This is a genomic window from Oleiphilus sp. HI0125 (genome assembly GCF_001635355.1).
Window position 1 is genome coordinate 39,147 of the sequence record NZ_LWGF01000588.1, and the last position, 17,849, is coordinate 56,995.

A 17,849-nucleotide genomic window follows, 5' to 3' on the forward strand; every position below is an offset into this window, starting at 1 on the left:
AACCACTATTGTATTTCTCGCCTTTTATATCCAAGTAATAACAAGATGCGTAACAATAAAACGCATCTTGTTATCGTGTGGTTTTTATTTGATTAGACTTGATCCTGTCATTTCATCAGGAATTTCGAGATCCATCAACTCTAACAGTGTTGGGGCAACATCGCTTAGCTTACCGCCTTCTTTTAGCGAAAGCGCGCGATCACCCAAATAAACAAGAGGTACTGGTGTTGTAGTGTGCGAGGTATGGGCTTGACCAGAAGACGGATCAGTCATTTGCTCTGCATTACCATGATCTGCCGTTACTAAGGCTTGGCCATTCACTTCTGCAAGCGCGGCGCTAACTTTACTTAGACAGGTATCGAGGCACTCTGCTGCTTTGACTGCTGCATCGTATTTGCCAGTATGGCCGACCATGTCCCCGTTAGCGTAATTACACACAACCAAATCGTATTCGCCAGACTTAATGGCAGCAACAAGTTTGTCTGTGACTTCTGGGGCGCTCATTTCAGGTTTTAGGTCATAGGTTGCTACATCGGGGCTTGCGATAAGCTCGCGTGTCTCTCCATCAAACAAGGCTTCGCGACCGCCACTAAAGAAGAATGTAACGTGGGCATACTTTTCCGTCTCGGCAATGCGAAGCTGAGTTTTTCCAAGCGTTTGCATGTATTCGCCCAAGCAATTAGGAAGGGCGCTCGGTGGGTAAGCGCATGAAGTTTTGATGTCAGCGGCATACTCGGTCAACATAACAAAGTCAGATAGACTAGGAATTGCTTTGCGCTCAAAGCCATCGAAATTTGGTTCGACAAATGCGCGAGTGATCTCTCGAGCTCGGTCTGCTCTAAAATTCATAAACAGCACGGCATCTTTGTCTCGGATTTGTACTTGCTCGTCATCTGGGGCTTGGATAACGGTAGCCGCGACGAATTCGTCATTCTCATCACGTGCATATGCTTCGTGTAGGCCCGCTACAGGGGAAGCACTTGTGTATTGTCCTTCCGTGAGGGTAAGCAGGTTGTATGCCGACTCAACTCGATCCCATCGGTTGTCGCGGTCCATTGCATAGTAGCGGCCGACGATGCTGGCAACGCGACCGATACCTTTTTCTCTGAGCAAGTTTTCTAATTTTTCTAATGAAGGTTCTGCGCTGCGTGGGGGCATGTCACGGCCATCAAGAAATGCATGAACATACACCTTCTTGGCTCCACGGCGCTCAGCGAGCTCAACTGCCGCAATGATATGGTCTTCATGGCTATGAACCCCGCCTGGCGATAGCAAACCAAGTAAATGAACGGCTGCGTCTGCATTGACCGCCTTATCGATAGCGGTGCATAGTGCTGCATTCTCAAAGAACGCTTGATCTTCAATGTCTTTGGTAATACGCGTGAAGTTTTGGTAGACAATACGTCCTGCACCCAGATTCATATGGCCAACCTCGGAATTGCCCATCTGCCCGTCAGGTAATCCAACCGCCATGCCTGATGTGGCAATCAGAGTACTTGGTTTGGAGTTCCACATGTCATCCCAAAATGGAGTTTTAGCGTTTTGAATTGCGTTAAAATTGCTCTCCTCTCGGTAGCCCCAGCCATCAAGAATGATTAGTGCAGTGGTGCGTTTTGCCATAATGCTTCGGTCTCAAAGTTTAAGAGTTCAAAATTGGGCGCGATTTTACCGTTTCTTTTGCTTCTTGGCGACTTATTCCCGAGAGTCTCTGTCTCGTACTTGATGGCTTGTGTATAATGCGCGCCGAAATATTTAAAAGGGAAAGCTAATGGATCGTTTGTTTGAATTTATCGGTAACCACTGGGAGCTAGTCAGCATCTTCTTTGGTTTGCTGTTCGCGTTGTGGTGGACCGAAAAAGCAAAGGCTGGTCAGAGCTTAAGTCCGCTAGCCGTTACACAACTTTTGAATAAAGATGAAGCGGTTATTGTTGATGTTCGTGACAAGAAAGACTTTAACGAAGGGCGTATTACCGGATCTATCCATGTGCCATTCACAAGTTTTAAAGACCGCACCAGCGAGCTAGAAACTTACAAAGACAAGCAAATTATTATTGCTGATAAAATGGGGCAACATTCGGGAACTGCCGGGAAGCTTTTAAGAGCTGCGGGTTTTGAAAATGTGGCTCGATTACAGGGTGGCATTGCTGAGTGGAAAGCGAGCAACATGCCACTTGTTAAAAAGTAGTGTATCGCCGCACATATTAGATTTATGAGATTGCAGTGTTATGGCTAAAAACGTCGTTATTTACAGCTCAAATTATTGTCCATTTTGTGTGAGAGCCAAGTCTTTGTTAAAGAAGAAAGGCGTGTCATACAAGGAATTAGTGGTTGATGGTGATCCTTCTCTGCGTCAAGAAATGATGCGATTGAGTCGTCAGCACACTGTGCCACAAATATGGATTGGTAATACGCATGTGGGTGGGTGTGATGACCTGTATGCGCTAGAGCGAGCGGGTAAGCTCGATCCTCTGCTTACTTGATATGAAAAAATATGTGTTTAGGCCCGAAAAAGAGAGCTGTGCACTCGTTATCTAGCGATACAGTGCTTAGTATGCAGGTACTGAGCGATGCTCTATCTAAAAAGAATATAGATTTAAGGTAAAAAAGATGTCTGAAAACGAAACTCCAGTAGAAAATGCCGAACAAGAAGCAAATCAACAACCGCAAGCTGGTTTTGCGATGGAAAAAGTATATGTAAAAGATGCTTCTTTTGAGTCGCCAAACTCTCCAATTGTTTTCACTAAGGCATGGCAGCCAAAAGTAAAAATGGATCTGAATACCAAGCACACAGTGATCGAATCGGAAGTGCACGAGGTTGCAGTCACGATTACTTTGACTGTATCGGTTGAGGATATGACGGCGTATATTGTTGAAGTTCAACAAGCCGGTATTTTCAGAATCGTCGGTTTAGAAGGTGTTCAGTACCACCATGCAGTAGGTGCTGTATGCCCTAACTTGTTGTTCCCATATCTTCGCGAAAGTATTGATAATATCGTTGTTAAAGGTGGTTTCCAGCCAGTGATGTTAGCGCCGATCAATTTTGATGCGATGTTTGCGCAGGCAATGGCAAAGAAACAGCAGCAGGAGCAAGAAGCAGCAAGTGCTGAAGCAGCTGAATCAACAGTTCAGTAAGACTGCGTGACTGCAATCCATAAAAAACCGCTAAGCATTTATTGTTTAGCGGTTTTTTATGAGCGAAAAAATCTATGCAGATCTAACTTCCAGCCTGAAAGCTAAGCTGGCGCCAGGCTTCATACACGACAATCGCAACTGAATTAGACAGGTTTAAGCTGCGACTTCCTTCCAACATTGGAATTCGAATACAAAAGTCCGTTCCTAGTCCCTCTCGAACATCACTAGGTAATCCACGAGTTTCAGGGCCAAACAAAAAGAAGTCGTTTTCTTGGTAAGAAATTTCCGTGTGTGGGCGACTTCCTTTTGTTGTCATGCCGAATATTCTTGCTCCAGAATGTTTAGCCTTGAATTCTTGATATGAGGCGTAGGTCAAGACATCCGCAAATTCGTGGTAATCCAGTCCTGCACGACGCAATTTTTTCGTATCGAGATCGAAACCAAGTGGTTCTATGAGATGCAATCGGCAGCCTGTGTTGGCTGCCAAACGAATAATATTCCCTGTGTTTGGTGGAATTTCGGGCTCATATAAAACGATATTGAACATTAGTTGCGCTCAACCGCTAACGAAACACCCATGCCGCCACCGATGCACAATGTTGCTAAACCTTTGTTTGCGTCTTGTTTGATCATTTCATGGAGTAATGTGACAAGAACGCGACAACCTGATGCGCCGATAGGGTGGCCTAGAGCGATCGCTCCGCCATTAACGTTAACCTTGGTTTCATCCCATCCCATGCCTTGGTTGACGGACAAGGCTTGTACTGCAAATGCTTCGTTTGCTTCTATGAGATCAAGGTCGTTGATTGTCCAACCTGCTTTCTCAAGGCAACGCTGACTGGCAGGAATTGGGCCTGTACCCATTATTTCAGGTTGTACTCCGGCATTAGCGTAAGCTTTTACTGTGGCTAAAACGGGTAGGTTTAGTTCTTTGGCTTTCTCTTCGCTACATACAATGACTGCCGCTGCGCCGTCATTGAGTGATGAGGCATTCGCGGCTGTGACGGTGCCATCTTTTTTAAATGCCGGACGCATTTTAGCGATGCTTTCTATTGTTGCACCTAGTCGAATGTTTTCGTCTTTATCAAATATGATAGGGTCGCCGCGGCGCTGAGGAATGCTAATGGCAATAATTTCATCACTAAATTTGCCATCTGCTTGTGCTTGTTCTGCTTTGTTCTGCGAGCCTAGAGCAAAGGCATCTTGCGCCTCTCGATCGATTTCATATTTTTCTGCAATGTTTTCCGCGGTAATGCCCATGTGATAATCGTTGAAAGCATCCCATAAGCCATCGGTAATCATCGTGTCGACCATATTCCAAGGCCCCATACGCTGTCCGTTGCGGCTATTTGGAAGTGCATGTGGAGCATTGCTCATGCTCTCTTGCCCGCCGGCGATAATAATGTCTGCGTCACCAAGCTGAATGGCTTGTACTGCCATTTGTACTGCCTTTAAACCGGATCCACACACCTTGTTAATGGTGAGCGCAGGTGTTTGCACTGATAATCCAGCCTTAATTGCTGTTTGTCTTGCTGGGTTTTGTCCGCAGCCGGCGGTGAGTACTTGTCCTAAAATTACTTCATCCACTTGATCGATGTTAACGCCGGTCTTTTCTAGTAAACCAGAAACAACTTGTGTTCCAATCTCAACGGCACTCAAGGAAGAAAGAGAACCACCGAATGAAGCGATGGCGCTGCGCCCCGCCGCTACGATAACTGCATTTCGCATAACAAACTCCAGAATAAATGAATGGGCGGATTATAGATTCAGGGAATAGGGGCGTCTATATAGCTGGCTTTTCAACGAGAGAAATTGCCTCAATACGTGCTTTTTCGATCATTCCTCCAAGCTCTTTTCCTTTATATCCTTGTTCAAGGAGGGGTTGGGGTTTGATTGATGTCGCTGCCGCCAACGCAGAACGAAAGTAGTCAGCTTGCGGATAGGCGATCGATTCAAATCCTGTTCGGCCGCGACTATCTGAAATACAAACTAGTAATAAATCTTCAAGTTGTTGAGGTTTTCTAAAAGCATCGCAAGCAGAGAGTACTTTGAGAATGGTGCTTGCTTTCAGTTCAAACGCTCTGTGGATATGGGTATGGTATTGGCTAGCAATGAGCGACAGTGATTCTGCGTAGCGATTAGTGCATAACTTTTTGCATAGTTGTTTGATCGGCTTGAGCCCTAGTTGTTCGTGCCCGTGATGCTTAGGCCATTGCTTTGAGTCGGTTTTTGCCTTCCCTAAATCATGCACTAGAGCAGCAAATCGTACATCTGTGGAGTGCGTCAGTTGAGCAGATGCTTGCAAGCTCATTAATGCGTGTATGCCGCAGTCTATTTCAGGATGATGTTTTGCTGGTTGAGGTATTCCGAATAAGGCATCAAGCTCAGGCATGACTATTTTCAGCGCATTGCATTGGCGCAAGACTTCAAAATATATGTGTGGGGAATCCTCAGCAAGTGCCCGCTGTGTTTCCTGCCATACGCGCTCGGGTGTGAGTGTCTCGAGTTCGCCGCTACCACTGATCTGAGACATTAAAGTGATAGTTTCAGGGGCTACAGAGAATCCTAGGGGATAGAAGCGCGCAGCAAATCGAGCGACGCGTAAAACGCGTAAAGGATCTTCGGAAAACGCAGAAGATACATGCCTCAATGTTTTTTTCTCGAGATCCTGCTGCCCATTATACGGATCGATGACATTGCCATAGGCATCTTCGGCCATAGCGTTAATCGTTAAGTCGCGTCTCTCTAGATCTTGCTCAAGCGTTACCTCAGGGCTGAAGTCGCAGATAAACCCTTTGTAGCCTTCACCGTGTTTACGTTCAGTACGGGCAAGTGCATATTCTTGTTTAGAGATAGGATGGATAAAAACAGGGAAGTCTGCGCCGACTTGCTGAAATCCCTGTTCCACCATTTGTTCTGGTGTTAAGCCGACAACCACCCAGTCTAGATCTTTGCTTTTAAGGTTGAGGAGGCGGTCTCGGACGGCTCCGCCTACGATGAAATAAGAGTCTGCAGGAAGCAGATTAGAATTTGAATGTGATGACATGTCGCTAGCTTAGCTAAAAGGCGTAGCCAAGACCAACTGTTCCGCCAATTTCTACTTCATTAATCATTGCGGCGGCTTCAATACTGAATCCATGTGGTTGATACAAAAAACCACCCGTTAGAATAGCTTTGTCTTTGGCGGCTTCCGATGTTTGTGCCATGTTGATGCGCATGCCCGCACGGAGGTGAAAGTCGTCTCTTAAAAAATATTCTCCACCGAAACTTAGAAAGCGGGTTAATCCTTCGAAGTCATAGACCTCGTTTTCTGAAAGATCGATATCCATAGTAAGCATGTAGTTTTGGCGGTAATGCGCCACGCCAAACTGATAGAGTGCTTGCACAGCACGAGCTGTGCCGGGATAAGGGCCTGTGCGGCTCGCATTTTCAGGTCTGTATGGTGTGAAATCGGTCGGGATCATGTTCATACCAACAAAAGAGAAAATCCATTCGCCGTCGAGTATCGGACCTGAAAGGCCTAGCTCTTCGCGCATAAAGGATTCGGTCATTAACATTGAGAACCCTAAATCAACATTCCATTCTAAGAAATCACGACTTACCTGTTTGTCTGGTGGGTTGCGTGGGTTATATGTGTTAATACTTTCCGCACGATGTGAACCCCTTATTTCGACTAGCTTGGGCGTGAAGCCCCAAGATATTGGCATGTTGTAAGAAATTACATTTGTGGTGGCTACGGTAACACCGAACTCACTAATGTCGACATAGGTGTTGTCGACGGTTGAGGTTAGTCTTTCTTCGAGAGTACCTACTGCTGGCGCTCCGCCGTTAAGACCATTTATTAGTGTAGCAAACTGCTCTTCATCTTTATTCAAAATGGTCGTCATTTCACGTATGTCACGTCGTGTATAAAAGTTGATCGTAACTGGGCGAGTATCGACTAGTAAATTGAAGACAGTCGTCTCGTCTTTTCGGTAGCCCTCAAGATTCATTTGACGAATAACGTCTCTTACTTCCGCTGCATCAGATGAGGACGGATTAGCTAGCCGGTCATAGTCCTGAACAATATTACTATCTTGGAAGTTATTTAAGGATTCCTCCCAATCGGTGTTATACAGTTCACGAGCACCCATTGATGCACTGAGATATAAGCGATCGGGTTTAGAGCCTCTGTTAAAAGCGATCAAGGCAGGGTTGTGAAGGGATGCGTTGAATTTAGTCGCTGCTGCAGCGCCAGTTCCACCCATTGCCATGGATCTTGGGTCAAGTAAGGTCCTATAGCCAGCAATTGTTTGAGCACTCATGCAGAGGAATATGAATGTTATTAGGCCTCTGAAACTGCTAGTTCGCATTATTGGTCACTTCCTACATTTTTAAATTCGCACAACCTAAGGATTGTAACGAATTGCAAGCGCTTGCAAAGGCATATACGTCACGAAACCATACTCTTTTCTTCGATACTTGAATGCTTGAGGCGTTGGTATTTAAGCGGCAATCGTTTGCCAAAAAGCGCTGGCATAGAAATTGGTTAGATCTTAGCAATTAAATGATTTTGTCGTCTTGCTAGTAGGTAGTTCGGATGCGTAGGTTTGCCTTATCTCAATATGTTTTAGCTTTTTTGCTTACTCTACAGTCTGCCGTTTCTTTTGCGCAGTGGTTCGAGTCGACAGGAGAGGCTTCACTTTCTGACGTGAGCTATGTTGAGGCGCGAGAAGCGGCCAGACAAGATGCACTCGCTAAAGCGATGCGCGCCTTTATCGAACGCAAAGAGCACAATTCACTTGTGAATGGGCGAGTAGAAGCGAGTAGTGATAGTTTGGCAAGCAAAATTCGAGTACTAGAAGAACGTATTAAGCACGAACACGTTGCAGGTGATTATCTTAGTATTCAGTATGCTGTTGATCTTGATGCCTCGTCAGAGTGTCTGAACTCTGATGCGGGCCGATTCAAAAAATCAGTGGCTGTACTTGGCTTTAATTTACAAGTCCCAGATCAGGCAAGTATTGGCCGGTTAAACGGTGTTGAGCAAGGCTTGTCTAGCGCGCTGTCTAGCGCCTTGTCTCAAGTAGATTCCTTGTCTGTGCTCCAGCAAGCTGATGTTGGCGCCTATCGCCCTATGATCAATGCACCGACTCAAGTTACAGAACAGCGCTTACTCAGTCATGCGATGCAAGAAGCGAAAAAACTTAATGTTCAGTTCGTAGTTTCTGGAGTGGTTCGTGATATGGGTTTAGTTAATCCAAAGGCTTATGAAACCTCGGTGTGGAGAAAAAGTATCAAGTTCTTTGCTCAAGCAGACGAGCGACGTCGATTCTCGGTTGATCTGTTTGTTCATGATGGATTGACGGGCGAGCTTGTATGGCGAGAAAACTTCGCGACGCAAGGAGATTGGTCTCCAGATTTATCTGATGAAATAGGCTTTGCTACACAAGCTTTTTGGAAAACATCATACGGATTGCATATCTCTAACTTACTCGAGTCAATGAGCTTCGCGTTAGATGAGCAGTTGCGTTGTCAGCCTTTTATGACACGCATTGCTCGTGTTGATGGAAAAACAATTCATTTTTCTTCTGGCGCAAGCGTAGGATTGCGACCAGGCGATAAGCTTAGTGTTTATCGAAGTTTCAATTTTTACGATGCCTTGCAGCAAAAGGGACTGGAGCTAACCAATACAAAAGCTGTATTGACGGTCTCTCAGGTTCATCCAAATTTTGCTAGTGGTAAGATTGGGCTAGATCCGGGCCGTTTGAATATTCAGCAAGATGACGTTCTGATTGTTTGGTAAGGACTAAAGCCAGCGTCCGAAGAGCAATAGTATTAGACTTCCCGCAACTCGTTTCCATAAAGGCTGTTTGGCAAGACTACTCAATGTTTGTTTGGTCGTGTACGAACAATCATGATGAAAATCATCGAGTAGTTGTTGTTTGGCTTCTTTGGTTTGAAGTATGTAGTCGACTTCGAGATCGTGCCGAAAGCTTCGATGATTCATATTGCTGGAACCAATACTCGCCCATTCATCAATCATGATTGTTTTGGCGTGAAGCATGACAGGCTGATATTCATAAATATGAGCCCCTGATTGCAAAAGGCTTTTGTAAAAGTACGCCGATACCCAAGGCATAAAAATAACGTCCGAATGTTCCGGCACAATAATTTGAACGTTTACGCCTCTTTGTGCTGCAGAAGTCAATGCTTTTAACAGCGCTGGTTCAGGCACAAAGTATGCGTTAGTGATAAAGATATGATGTTGCGCGTGATTGATCAGACGAAGTAATAAACGATGGTGATGTTTGCGCAGGATACGGTTGTAGTTGAGTAAGAAATTGGATTTTAGCGCAGTTTTAGTAATGATGCGTTTCACCTTCTGCTTTGAATAATTCCAACTCGCATCAAACGCTTGCTCAAGCGCACTTAGATTTCCCCCAGATATTTTTATAGCGGTATCGCGCCAATGAGCGCCACCATGCTCATTGTGTAAATGGTTGACGCTGATATTGATGCTGCCTATGAAAGCGAAGTGCTTATCGATGATGACCGTTTTGCGATGGTTTCGTTTGTTAATGGAGAGTAAAAGATATAAGAGTTTTCGTATGCCATGGGTCTTTATTACGGCGTAGCGCCATTGTTCTAGTTTCCATGGCAACGGGCGATGAATACGTACTTGCACACCGTGCTGAGTAAGATCATCCGCAATTGCTTTAAACTTGTCGTCAATGCCAATTCCATCGGTGAGTAAACGTACTGTCACGCCGCGCCCTGCAGCAGATTTCAGGATTTCGGCAACACGTAGTCCGAGAGTATTGTTCTCATAGATATAAACTTCCATGTCAATGCAGTACTTGGCGTCATTGATGCTATCTTTGAGCGCAAAAAAATAACTTTCTGCATCATTGAACAGTTGTTCTTGAGGAGGAGTATCAATAGAAGATCGTGAAGGGTGTTTTGAAGGCTTCGAAGAATGCGGAATTAGTGTCATCAAAGCCTCTTTTGCTGAATGGTTTAGCTGTTTTCTGCGGCTGCCTTCTTGATTAATTCAAGCATAGCACGTAAACCATTGCCTCGAGTTGGACTGATATGCCGCATTAAGTCTATTTTTTCAAATGCAGCTTCCACATCGAGATCAATAATTTCCTGCGGTGTTTTCGCATTCAAGGTAACGAGAACAATTGCAGCGAGACCTTTCACGATAATCGCGTCGCTATCGATCATTAAATAAAGCTTGTTCGTGTCTGCATCAAATTTATGAATTAGCCAAACTTGGCTTTGACAGCCATGAACGTAGTTATCTTCAGTTCGTTCAGACTCCGGGAATTCAGGAAGGGATTTTCCAAGATCGATGATGTAGCCATAGCGTTCTTCCCAATCATCTAGGAACTCAAAGGCATCATAGATATCTTCAATGGTGGTTTCGCTACCCAGAGGATTGGATTTAAAGCTTTCTAAAGAAGGCGAGGTCATGTTTGTTCCTTTAGCTTACAGCAGGCCGAGTTCCAGTTTCGCTTCGTCTGAAAGCATCTCATTGTTCCATGGTGGTTCAAAGACTAAATCTATCTCAACCTTAGCCACATTTGGCACACGTTCTACGTAAAATCGAACATCGTTTACGATGACAGGGCCCATGCCGCATCCAGGTGCAGTCAAGGTCATTGTAATATCTACATCAAATTTGTCTGCAATATCAGTGCTCTTTTTTACTTCGCAGCCATAGATCAGGCCAAGTTCGACAACGTTGACTGGAATTTCTGGGTCATATACCTGATGTAAAGCTGCCCATACTTGCTCTTCGCTAACAGATCCATCGGCAGGTGCTTCGACTTCTTCGTATTCAACGGTTTTGCCCAGTGCATCCGCATCCCTTCCTTCAATTCGAGCAAGATTACCATTCACTGATACGGTGAATGTTCCACCTAAAGATTGGGTAATGGTGACGAATGAGTCCTTTGGAATAACGATCTCTGTGCCTGCCGGAACAATACGAGCGTCTACATCTCGATTTGTTACGACGACTTCGCGTTCTGCCATGCCTACGCTTCCTCAGTCACTGAAAAACTTTCACCACAACCGCACTCGCCAGTCACATTTGGGTTTTTAAATTGAAACATGCTGTTTAGACCAACGGTTACGAAGTCGATTTCTGTACCATTAAGCACGGCTAGATCTTTTGCTGGGACAACAATGCTCACGCCTTGTTGTTGAAATTCCACATCACCATCTTTTGCTTCTTTTACCAGCTCAGTTTCATACATGAATCCAGAACAGCCGCTAGTCTGCAGATACAGGCGGAAAGATAGATCGCCTCCTGCTTTCGCTACTTCTTGTGCGATGTGCTGAGCAGCCTTTTCTGATACAGAAATAGACTGGCTTGGTTCGAACGTTGAAACAGTCATATAAATGTCTTCCTAGAGTATGCGTTCTTACGCGAACATGCGTTGTATTTTCGCGAGCGCAGCGAATAACTGATCGACTTCTTCGTGCGTGTTATAAAACGCGAATGATGCGCGAGCACAGCCCGGAAGTCCGAATTTTTCCATTAGAGGCATAGCACAGTGGTGGCCAGTACGAATGCCGATGCCTTGTTGATCAAGCAACATACCAATGTCGCTTGGATGTAATCCTTCAATTTTGAAAGACATAACCGGCACCTTGTTTTCAGCAGTACCAATCATCGACATGCCTGGAATGGTCTCGATTAGTTTTATCGCATGAGCCATTAAGGCGGCTTCATGCGCGTCTAGCGCTTCGCGATCGAGCGATTGAATGTAGTCAATGGCAGTGCCTAAGCCTACCGCTTCACCAATCGCTGGTGTGCCAGCTTCAAACTTATAGGGGAGTTGATTGTAGGTTGTACCCTCAAAACTAACGCGCTCTATCATCTCACCGCCACCTTGGTAAGGAGGCATCGCTTCTAGCAAGTCGCGCTTTCCATATAGAACACCAATACCTGTCGGGCCGAAAATTTTATGCGATGAAAATGCATAAAAATCGCAATCTAAATCCTGAACATCAACAGCAAAATGAGGTGTTGCTTGTGCACCATCTAAAACGGTTAATGCATTCACAGATTTTGCTTTGGCAATGATTTCATTTGCTGGATTAATGGTTCCAAGCACATTTGATACATGGGTAAAGCAAAGAAGCTTTGTGTTTGGATTCAAAAGCTCGTCGAGTTGATCAATGAGCAACTCACCATGCTCATTGATCTCCCAAACTTTAATGACCGCACCCGTACGTTCTGCCAACATTTGCCATGGAACGATATTCGCGTGATGCTCCATTCGTGTCACAATGATTTCGTCACCCGCTTCGATTTGGGGTGTTAGACCATGCGCGACCAGATTCATGGCCTCAGTCGTACCTTTGGTCCAAATAATCTGTTCGCGAGCTGGGGCGTTCAAATACGACTTAACTTTATCTCGAGCACCTTCAAAAGCTGCTGTTGCACGATCGCCTAGGGTATGCGCGCCGCGATGCACATTTGCATTATCTGAATGATAATACGCTGTCATTGCGTCGATCACTTGCTGCGGTTTTTGAGAGCTAGCTGCGCTATCGAGGTATACCAGTGGCTTACCGTTTACATCTTGGTTGAGAATAGGGAAGTCTGCGCGTGCCTTTAACGCGATCTCTTGTATCTCTTGTGCCGTCATTGCGCTCATTTAATTCGTTTTCCCGCCTAATCTTTAAAGCTAAGAAGTTCTGATAAAGTTTGCTCCCACTGTTCAGCAAGCGAAGCAATCGGAACTGCGCGTACCAATTCAAGAACAAATCCGAGCGTCAACATTTGACGCGCTTGCTCATCACTCAGACCGCGAGTTTTTAGGTAGTACACTTCTTTTTCATCTAGTTGGCCGATGGTTGCGCCGTGTGCACATTTAACATCGTCAGCGTAGATTTCTAACTCTGGTTTCGTATCGATTTCTGCAGAGTTCGATAACAACAAGTTGCGATTGTTCATTTCGCCCAGTGTTTTTTGGGCGTCTTTGTGAATATATATACGTCCATTAAACACAATGTGTGAATTGTCATCTGCAATACAACGATAGTTTTCTTCGCTGGTGCAGTTTGACGCAATGTGCTCAATTTCGGTGTGGTTGTCGTAGTGTTGTTTTTCCTTCGTGACGACCACGCCATTTAATTCACAATGCGAGCCTTTCTCTGTCATTAATACATGAAGGTCATGGCGTGCCATGGCTGACCCTAAGCAAAGAATATGGCTTTCAAAATTCGCATCACGTTTTAGAATTGCACGCGTGGTTCCGCCTATACGGAACGCACTGCCTAAAGGATTTTGACGCAAATAAGTAAGCTTTGCGTTGTCACCAATCAGCGCTGTTGTTTGGCTAGAGCAGAATGCTCCGTCTACATCAGCGATTGCATAGTTTTCAATGACTGTAGCTTGCGCACTTTGCTCCAGTTCGATATACACACGAGGTGTTGTAAGTCCCGCTTCATCTTGCACAAAGTTCAAAATGATCGGGCATTCAATCACGGCATTTTTAGCAATGCGAATGACTAGTCCATCATTGAAAAGAGCGGTATTGATTTGTTCAAGCTCTCCGCGCTCATATTCTGCAAGTTCAATGATTGCTGAGCAGTCTTCATCACTAAGTTGCGTAAAAGCTTGAAGAGTTAAGCCCGATTCTTCGATCTCGCTTAATGCCGCGGCGTCAATACCAGCAGCTGAGATGTCTATGTAGATAGCATTTTCGACAAATGCTGTGGTGCTTACTGTCTCAGAGTTGTTACTGAGAAGGCTTAGATCACCTAAACGCTTTGCAGAATACTTCCAATGCTCTGTTTTGCGCGTTGGCACAACAAGCGTAGATAGTTTCTCTTGTGCGTTTTTCTGTAATGTTTGAATTTGGCTTGGAAGAGCAGAGTTAAGCTGATGCGCTTCAACGACAGCCAAAGAGCTGAGTTGAGTCATCGCTTATGCCTCGCTTTCTGCGTTGTCTTCAAGACCTAACCAGCCGTAGCCTTTTTCTTCAAGCTCAAGTGCAAGCTCTTTGCCGCCTGATTTGATGATTTTACCGCCAGCCAAAACGTGAACATAATCTGGAACAATGTAATCAAGCAAGCGCTGGTAGTGCGTAACCATAACAACCGCTCGATCTGGAGAGCGAAGCGCGTTTACGCCATCAGCCACAACACGTAGTGCGTCGATATCTAGGCCTGAGTCAGTTTCATCAAGAATCGCTAGTGATGGCTCAAGCATCAGCATCTGCATGATCTCGTTACGCTTTTTCTCGCCGCCAGAGAAACCTTCGTTGACGCCACGTTTTAAGAAAGATGGGTCAAGATTTACCTGTTGGATCTTTGCTTTAGCTTGCTTCATGAATTCCGCTGCGTTGATCTCACCTTCGCCGCGATGTTGGCGAATGTTGTTGATCGCGGTGCGCAAGAACTGAAGGTTGCTGACGCCTGGAATTTCAACAGGGTATTGGAATGCTAGAAACACACCTTCACGCGCGCGGTCTTCAATCGACATGTCAAGGAGATCTTGGCCATTAAAAGTAACCGTGCCGCCGTTCACTTCATAAGCTTCGTTGCCTGCGAGTACCTGAGAAAGTGTACTTTTACCGCTCCCATTTGGGCCCATGATTGCGTGAACTTCGCCAGGCTTAACCTCAAGGTTCAAGCCTTTAAGGATTTGCTTTTCTTCAACTGATGCTTGTAAATCTTTAATGTCTAACATTCGTCTTTTCCATTCGTATGCGTCGCACAACTCGCCGCAAGATTTAATCTTTAATTAACCTACACTGCCTTCAAGGCTGACTTCTAATAGCTTGGTTGCCTCAACCGCGAATTCCATCGGAAGCTCTTTGAATACTTCCTTACAGAAACCGTTAACAATCATTGAAACGGCTTGCTCTGCATCAATGCCTCGTTGTTGGCAAAGGAACAGTTGGTCATCGCTGACTTTTGAGGTCGTCGCTTCGTGCTCGACGATCGCACTCTTATTTTTGTTTTCGATGTAAGGGAAGGTATGAGCGCCACACTTGTCGCCAATCAATAGAGAGTCACATTGCGCATAGTTTCTTGAACCTTCAGCGGTCGGCGCAATTTTGACTAAGCCGCGATAGCTGCTGTCACTTTTACCGGCAGAAATACCTTTCGAAATGATCGTACTCTTCGTGTTTTTACCAATATGGATCATCTTCGTGCCCGTATCGGCTTGCTGAGCGTTATTTGTTAGCGCAACAGAATAGAACTCACCAACACTGCCTTCGCCGCGTAATACACAGCTAGGGTATTTCCATGTGATGGCAGAGCCAGTTTCTACTTGCGTCCACGAAATTTTAGAGTTCTTGCCAATACATGCGCCGCGTTTGGTTACGAAGTTATAAATTCCACCTCGACCCTCTTCATCACCGGGATACCAGTTTTGAACCGTTGAATATTTGATTTCAGCGTCGTCCATTGCAACGAGTTCAACCACAGCTGCGTGAAGCTGGTTTTCATCACGCATTGGCGCGGTGCAGCCTTCAAGGTAGCTAACATGGCTACGTTCTTCAGCAATGATTAGTGTACGTTCGAACTGACCGGTTTTTGCTTCGTTAATTCGGAAGTAAGTCGATAGTTCTAGCGGACAGCGCACGCCTTTCGGGATGTAAACAAATGATCCGTCAGAAAATACAGCTGAGTTTAGTGCCGCGTAGTAGTTGTCTTTTTGAGGAACAACAGAACCCAGATACTTCTTGATGAGCTCAGGATGTTTATGAACCGCTTCTGAAATTGGGCAGAAAATAACGCCAGCTTCAGTTAGCTTGTCCTTGAATGTCGTGGTGACAGAAACACTATCAAATACAGCATCAACGGCAACACCAGCGAGTCGAGCGCGCTCGTGTAATGGAATGCCAAGCTTTTCATAGGTTTTCAAAAGCTCTGGATCAACTTCGTCGAGACTTTTCGGGCCATCATCTTTAGATTTTGGAGCAGAATAATAGGCAATGTCGTTGTAATCGATTTTAGGGAAGTTAACGTGAGCCCATTCTGGGTCTTCCATCTCTTGCCATACTTTATAAGCCTGAAGACGCCATTCAAGCATCCACTCCGGCTCATTTTTCTTGGCTGATAGGCGGCGGATAACGTCTTCGTTCAAACCAGGCTCAAAGGTCTCAGACTCGATTTCGGTGACGAAACCGTGCTCATATTCTCTTTTGATTAGCTCTTTAACTTCTTTGTCAGATTCAGACATTCTTGACAGTGCTCGTATTGCTAAATTGATTTCATGTAAGAAGCGGCTGTTTCAGCCACTTTTCGGGCGCGAGTATATAATAACCTACTAAAATAGTCAGGTATTAATTTACTTTGCTCATGCGATACTTCTTTCAGGCGCGCGATTTTATACTTTTGTGGAACAAATTGCAGACTTGTTACGTAAGTTTTCACATTCTAGCCTTAAACTGACAGACATATTGCGTTGCTCTGCTAGCCTAAATTGAATGGATTTTAATCGATAGGACGTACAGTGTTAGGCGAGAACAACTATAGTAGTTATACGTTTAGTCAAGATGTTCAGGTTTGTGGTCGCGATGCATATGCAATGAAAGCGACAATCGAACACCCTTTTGAGCGTGAATTTCTTCATGCTCAATCTCTGGCAAAAGAGCTTATGGACGTTATTTATGACGTCTATGCTGCATTTCGATGCGGCAGCTCTGTTAGTGTTTCTCAAGATATTCAACCAATTATAGAGCGATGCCAAGAGAGCATTTCTCGAAATTTGTATGCGTGGCTCGCACTGTGCCAAACAAAGCGTAAACAGTCTTATTTAATTGAGCATGCTTTTCGTACGACGGTGTTATCGATGAGTTTAGCTTCGGCATTGAAATGGGATAGTCGAGAAACCTTGAAATTAGGGCTATCTGCGTTATTGAGTGATGTCGGTAAAGTGATGATTCCCTCATCGATTCTCAATAAAGAAGGGGCATTAACGAGCGCGGAGTATGCAGTGATTCGAGTGCATCCTTTGGAGGGAAGAAAATTACTTCAGCAACTTAGTGATGTAGATGCATCTGTCATTGATATCGTGGTTAGCCACCACGAACGTATTGATGGGCAAGGGTATCCTCAGGGATTAACGGCTGATCAGATTCCGCTTTCTGCGAAGTTAATTGCGATTACAGATGCTTTCGATGCAATGACGAGCGAAAGGGCCTACGCATCGGCTCGGTCTATCGACGATGCGATGAAAATTCTTGTTCAGTGTAAAGGTGAGCAATTCGATGAAAGCCTAACAGACGCATTCTTAGCCTTGCTGGGGAATGTTCCCTCTGGCTTGCATGTGAAATCGAGTTCTGGTCGAGCGTTGCTTATCTTAGAGCCGGGGCGTTCTTTGGGGAGTTATCGTGCTATTTCGTTGAGCGATGGCTTGGAACTAGAAATCCCTACAAAAGATGCGGTTTCTTCGCAAAGTGAGTATATTGCTCCAGATTCGATTGAAGCGATGAATGAATCGCACATTCAGCAACTGAACGCGTTGATAACGGCTTAAAAAAGTCTTTGTTTTGAACGTCTTTATTTTTATTAGTTTGGTCACTTTTCATGGCAGTTTTCACACAGGTCAGCCCGCAAGACTTGAATCCAGTTATTGAACAGTTCTCTCTTGGCAGGATCGTCTTGTTAGAGGGGATTGGGGCTGGAATTGAAAACACCAATTACTTTTTGAACACCTCAAAAAATGGTCAGCTTAGTCGATGGGTGTTGACGATTTT

The 17,849-nt window shown here is 45.0% G+C and carries 18 protein-coding genes; 5 read left to right on the forward strand and 13 right to left on the reverse strand.

Annotated features, from left to right (window positions below):
* Nucleotides 1-84: 84 nt before the first annotated feature.
* Nucleotides 85-1,620 carry a 2,3-bisphosphoglycerate-independent phosphoglycerate mutase gene (gpmM, locus tag A3762_RS07440; RefSeq protein WP_068754734.1) on the reverse strand — a complete coding sequence of 512 codons (1,536 nt, stop codon included), beginning with the start codon at nucleotides 1,618-1,620 and terminating at the stop codon, nucleotides 85-87.
* Nucleotides 1,621-1,768: 148 nt separating this feature from the next.
* On the opposite strand from gpmM, the gene A3762_RS07445 reads away from it, so the two are divergent.
* From A3762_RS07445 to secB, 3 genes are all read left to right on the forward strand, one after another.
* Nucleotides 1,769-2,185, forward strand: coding sequence for a rhodanese-like domain-containing protein (locus tag A3762_RS07445; RefSeq protein WP_068754735.1), 417 nt, complete (start codon nucleotides 1,769-1,771; stop codon nucleotides 2,183-2,185).
* A gap of 40 nt (nucleotides 2,186-2,225) precedes the next feature.
* Nucleotides 2,226-2,480 carry a glutaredoxin 3 gene (gene grxC / locus A3762_RS07450; RefSeq protein ID WP_068754737.1) on the forward strand — a complete coding sequence of 85 codons (255 nt, stop codon included), beginning with the start codon at nucleotides 2,226-2,228 and terminating at the stop codon, nucleotides 2,478-2,480.
* A gap of 127 nt (nucleotides 2,481-2,607) precedes the next feature.
* Nucleotides 2,608-3,132 (forward strand): protein-export chaperone SecB, encoded by a 525-nt coding sequence (secB, locus tag A3762_RS07455; protein WP_068476279.1) that lies wholly within the window; start codon nucleotides 2,608-2,610, stop codon nucleotides 3,130-3,132.
* 82 nt (nucleotides 3,133-3,214) lie between these two features.
* Here the strand turns inward: secB and trmL are convergent, their stop codons facing one another.
* From trmL to traF, 4 genes are read right to left on the reverse strand one after another with little or no spacing between them, the layout of a single operon-like run.
* A complete protein-coding gene (gene trmL / locus A3762_RS07460; RefSeq protein WP_068754739.1) occupies nucleotides 3,215-3,679 on the reverse strand; it encodes a tRNA (uridine(34)/cytosine(34)/5-carboxymethylaminomethyluridine(34)-2'-O)-methyltransferase TrmL in 465 nt (154 codons plus the stop codon).
* Nucleotides 3,679-4,860 (reverse strand): acetyl-CoA C-acetyltransferase, encoded by a 1,182-nt coding sequence (locus A3762_RS07465; RefSeq protein ID WP_068754741.1) that lies wholly within the window; start codon nucleotides 4,858-4,860, stop codon nucleotides 3,679-3,681. The genes trmL and A3762_RS07465 overlap by 1 nt, the downstream gene beginning before the upstream one ends.
* 55 nt (nucleotides 4,861-4,915) lie before the next feature.
* A complete protein-coding gene (locus tag A3762_RS07470) occupies nucleotides 4,916-6,178 on the reverse strand; it encodes a multifunctional CCA addition/repair protein (protein ID WP_068754743.1) in 1,263 nt (420 codons plus the stop codon).
* 13 nt (nucleotides 6,179-6,191) lie between these two features.
* A complete protein-coding gene (gene traF, locus A3762_RS07475) occupies nucleotides 6,192-7,436 on the reverse strand; it encodes a conjugal transfer protein TraF (protein WP_068754744.1) in 1,245 nt (414 codons plus the stop codon).
* Between the two features lie 275 nt (nucleotides 7,437-7,711).
* Here traF and A3762_RS07480 point away from each other — a divergent pair, with 275 nt between their 5' ends.
* On the forward strand, nucleotides 7,712-8,917 hold the full coding sequence (locus A3762_RS07480) for a flagella assembly protein FlgT middle domain-containing protein (RefSeq protein ID WP_068754746.1): 1,206 nt from the start codon (nucleotides 7,712-7,714) through the stop codon (nucleotides 8,915-8,917).
* Nucleotides 8,918-8,920: 3 nt separating this feature from the next.
* Here A3762_RS07480 and A3762_RS07485 read toward each other — a convergent pair whose 3' ends face one another.
* Genes A3762_RS07485 through sufB form a run of 8 tightly spaced genes read right to left on the reverse strand, consistent with a single transcriptional unit; the run spans nucleotide 8,921 to nucleotide 16,330 of the window.
* Nucleotides 8,921-10,108 carry a phosphatidylserine/phosphatidylglycerophosphate/cardiolipin synthase family protein gene (locus A3762_RS07485; protein ID WP_082869003.1) on the reverse strand — a complete coding sequence of 396 codons (1,188 nt, stop codon included), beginning with the start codon at nucleotides 10,106-10,108 and terminating at the stop codon, nucleotides 8,921-8,923.
* Nucleotides 10,109-10,131: 23 nt separating this feature from the next.
* Nucleotides 10,132-10,590, reverse strand: a complete 459-nt coding sequence (locus A3762_RS07490; RefSeq protein ID WP_068476273.1) for a SufE family protein — start codon at nucleotides 10,588-10,590, stop codon at nucleotides 10,132-10,134.
* 15 nt (nucleotides 10,591-10,605) lie between these two features.
* Complete coding sequence (gene sufT / locus A3762_RS07495; RefSeq protein ID WP_068501746.1) at nucleotides 10,606-11,154, reverse strand: putative Fe-S cluster assembly protein SufT; 549 nt, start codon at nucleotides 11,152-11,154, stop codon at nucleotides 10,606-10,608.
* 2 nt (nucleotides 11,155-11,156) lie between these two features.
* Entirely contained in the window at nucleotides 11,157-11,519 is a 363-nt protein-coding gene (locus A3762_RS07500; protein ID WP_068476271.1) for an iron-sulfur cluster assembly accessory protein, read from the reverse strand.
* A 27-nt stretch (nucleotides 11,520-11,546) separates the two neighbouring features.
* The gene (locus A3762_RS07505; RefSeq protein WP_068754748.1) at nucleotides 11,547-12,788 is read right to left on the reverse strand and encodes an aminotransferase class V-fold PLP-dependent enzyme; all 1,242 of its coding nucleotides are present in this window, start codon (nucleotides 12,786-12,788) and stop codon (nucleotides 11,547-11,549) included.
* A 17-nt stretch (nucleotides 12,789-12,805) separates the two neighbouring features.
* The gene (sufD, locus tag A3762_RS07510; protein WP_068754750.1) at nucleotides 12,806-14,059 is read right to left on the reverse strand and encodes a Fe-S cluster assembly protein SufD; all 1,254 of its coding nucleotides are present in this window, start codon (nucleotides 14,057-14,059) and stop codon (nucleotides 12,806-12,808) included.
* A 3-nt stretch (nucleotides 14,060-14,062) separates the two neighbouring features.
* A complete protein-coding gene (sufC, locus tag A3762_RS07515; protein ID WP_068476268.1) occupies nucleotides 14,063-14,827 on the reverse strand; it encodes a Fe-S cluster assembly ATPase SufC in 765 nt (254 codons plus the stop codon).
* A gap of 54 nt (nucleotides 14,828-14,881) precedes the next feature.
* Nucleotides 14,882-16,330, reverse strand: coding sequence for a Fe-S cluster assembly protein SufB (gene sufB, locus A3762_RS07520; protein WP_068754753.1), 1,449 nt, complete (start codon nucleotides 16,328-16,330; stop codon nucleotides 14,882-14,884).
* Between the two features lie 273 nt (nucleotides 16,331-16,603).
* Here sufB and A3762_RS07525 point away from each other — a divergent pair, with 273 nt between their 5' ends.
* The gene (locus A3762_RS07525; protein WP_068500669.1) at nucleotides 16,604-17,629 is read left to right on the forward strand and encodes an HD-GYP domain-containing protein; all 1,026 of its coding nucleotides are present in this window, start codon (nucleotides 16,604-16,606) and stop codon (nucleotides 17,627-17,629) included.
* The last annotated feature ends 220 nt before the right edge of the window (nucleotides 17,630-17,849 follow it).

Bases quoted from the DNA above. Each gene is read 5' to 3' on its own strand.
- A3762_RS07470 (WP_068754743.1), bottom strand. From the start codon at position 6,178: ATGTCATCACATTCAAATTCTAATCTGCTTCCTGCAGACTCTTATTTC.
- A3762_RS07485 (WP_082869003.1), bottom strand. From the start codon at position 10,108: ATGACACTAATTCCGCATTCTTCGAAGCCTTCAAAACACCCTTCACGA.
- A3762_RS07445 (WP_068754735.1), top strand. From the start codon at position 1,769: ATGGATCGTTTGTTTGAATTTATCGGTAACCACTGGGAGCTAGTCAGC.
- A3762_RS07465 (WP_068754741.1), bottom strand. From the start codon at position 4,860: ATGCGAAATGCAGTTATCGTAGCGGCGGGGCGCAGCGCCATCGCTTCA.
- A3762_RS07480 (WP_068754746.1), top strand. From the start codon at position 7,712: ATGCGTAGGTTTGCCTTATCTCAATATGTTTTAGCTTTTTTGCTTACT.
- A3762_RS07490 (WP_068476273.1), bottom strand. From the start codon at position 10,590: ATGACCTCGCCTTCTTTAGAAAGCTTTAAATCCAATCCTCTGGGTAGC.
- sufD (WP_068754750.1), bottom strand. From the start codon at position 14,059: ATGACTCAACTCAGCTCTTTGGCTGTCGTTGAAGCGCATCAGCTTAAC.
- gpmM (WP_068754734.1), bottom strand. From the start codon at position 1,620: ATGGCAAAACGCACCACTGCACTAATCATTCTTGATGGCTGGGGCTAC.
- trmL (WP_068754739.1), bottom strand. From the start codon at position 3,679: ATGTTCAATATCGTTTTATATGAGCCCGAAATTCCACCAAACACAGGG.
- grxC (WP_068754737.1), top strand. From the start codon at position 2,226: ATGGCTAAAAACGTCGTTATTTACAGCTCAAATTATTGTCCATTTTGT.
- sufC (WP_068476268.1), bottom strand. From the start codon at position 14,827: ATGTTAGACATTAAAGATTTACAAGCATCAGTTGAAGAAAAGCAAATC.
- A3762_RS07500 (WP_068476271.1), bottom strand. From the start codon at position 11,519: ATGACTGTTTCAACGTTCGAACCAAGCCAGTCTATTTCTGTATCAGAA.
- sufB (WP_068754753.1), bottom strand. From the start codon at position 16,330: ATGTCTGAATCTGACAAAGAAGTTAAAGAGCTAATCAAAAGAGAATAT.
- sufT (WP_068501746.1), bottom strand. From the start codon at position 11,154: ATGGCAGAACGCGAAGTCGTCGTAACAAATCGAGATGTAGACGCTCGT.
- secB (WP_068476279.1), top strand. From the start codon at position 2,608: ATGTCTGAAAACGAAACTCCAGTAGAAAATGCCGAACAAGAAGCAAAT.
- A3762_RS07505 (WP_068754748.1), bottom strand. From the start codon at position 12,788: ATGAGCGCAATGACGGCACAAGAGATACAAGAGATCGCGTTAAAGGCA.
- traF (WP_068754744.1), bottom strand. From the start codon at position 7,436: ATGAGTGCTCAAACAATTGCTGGCTATAGGACCTTACTTGACCCAAGA.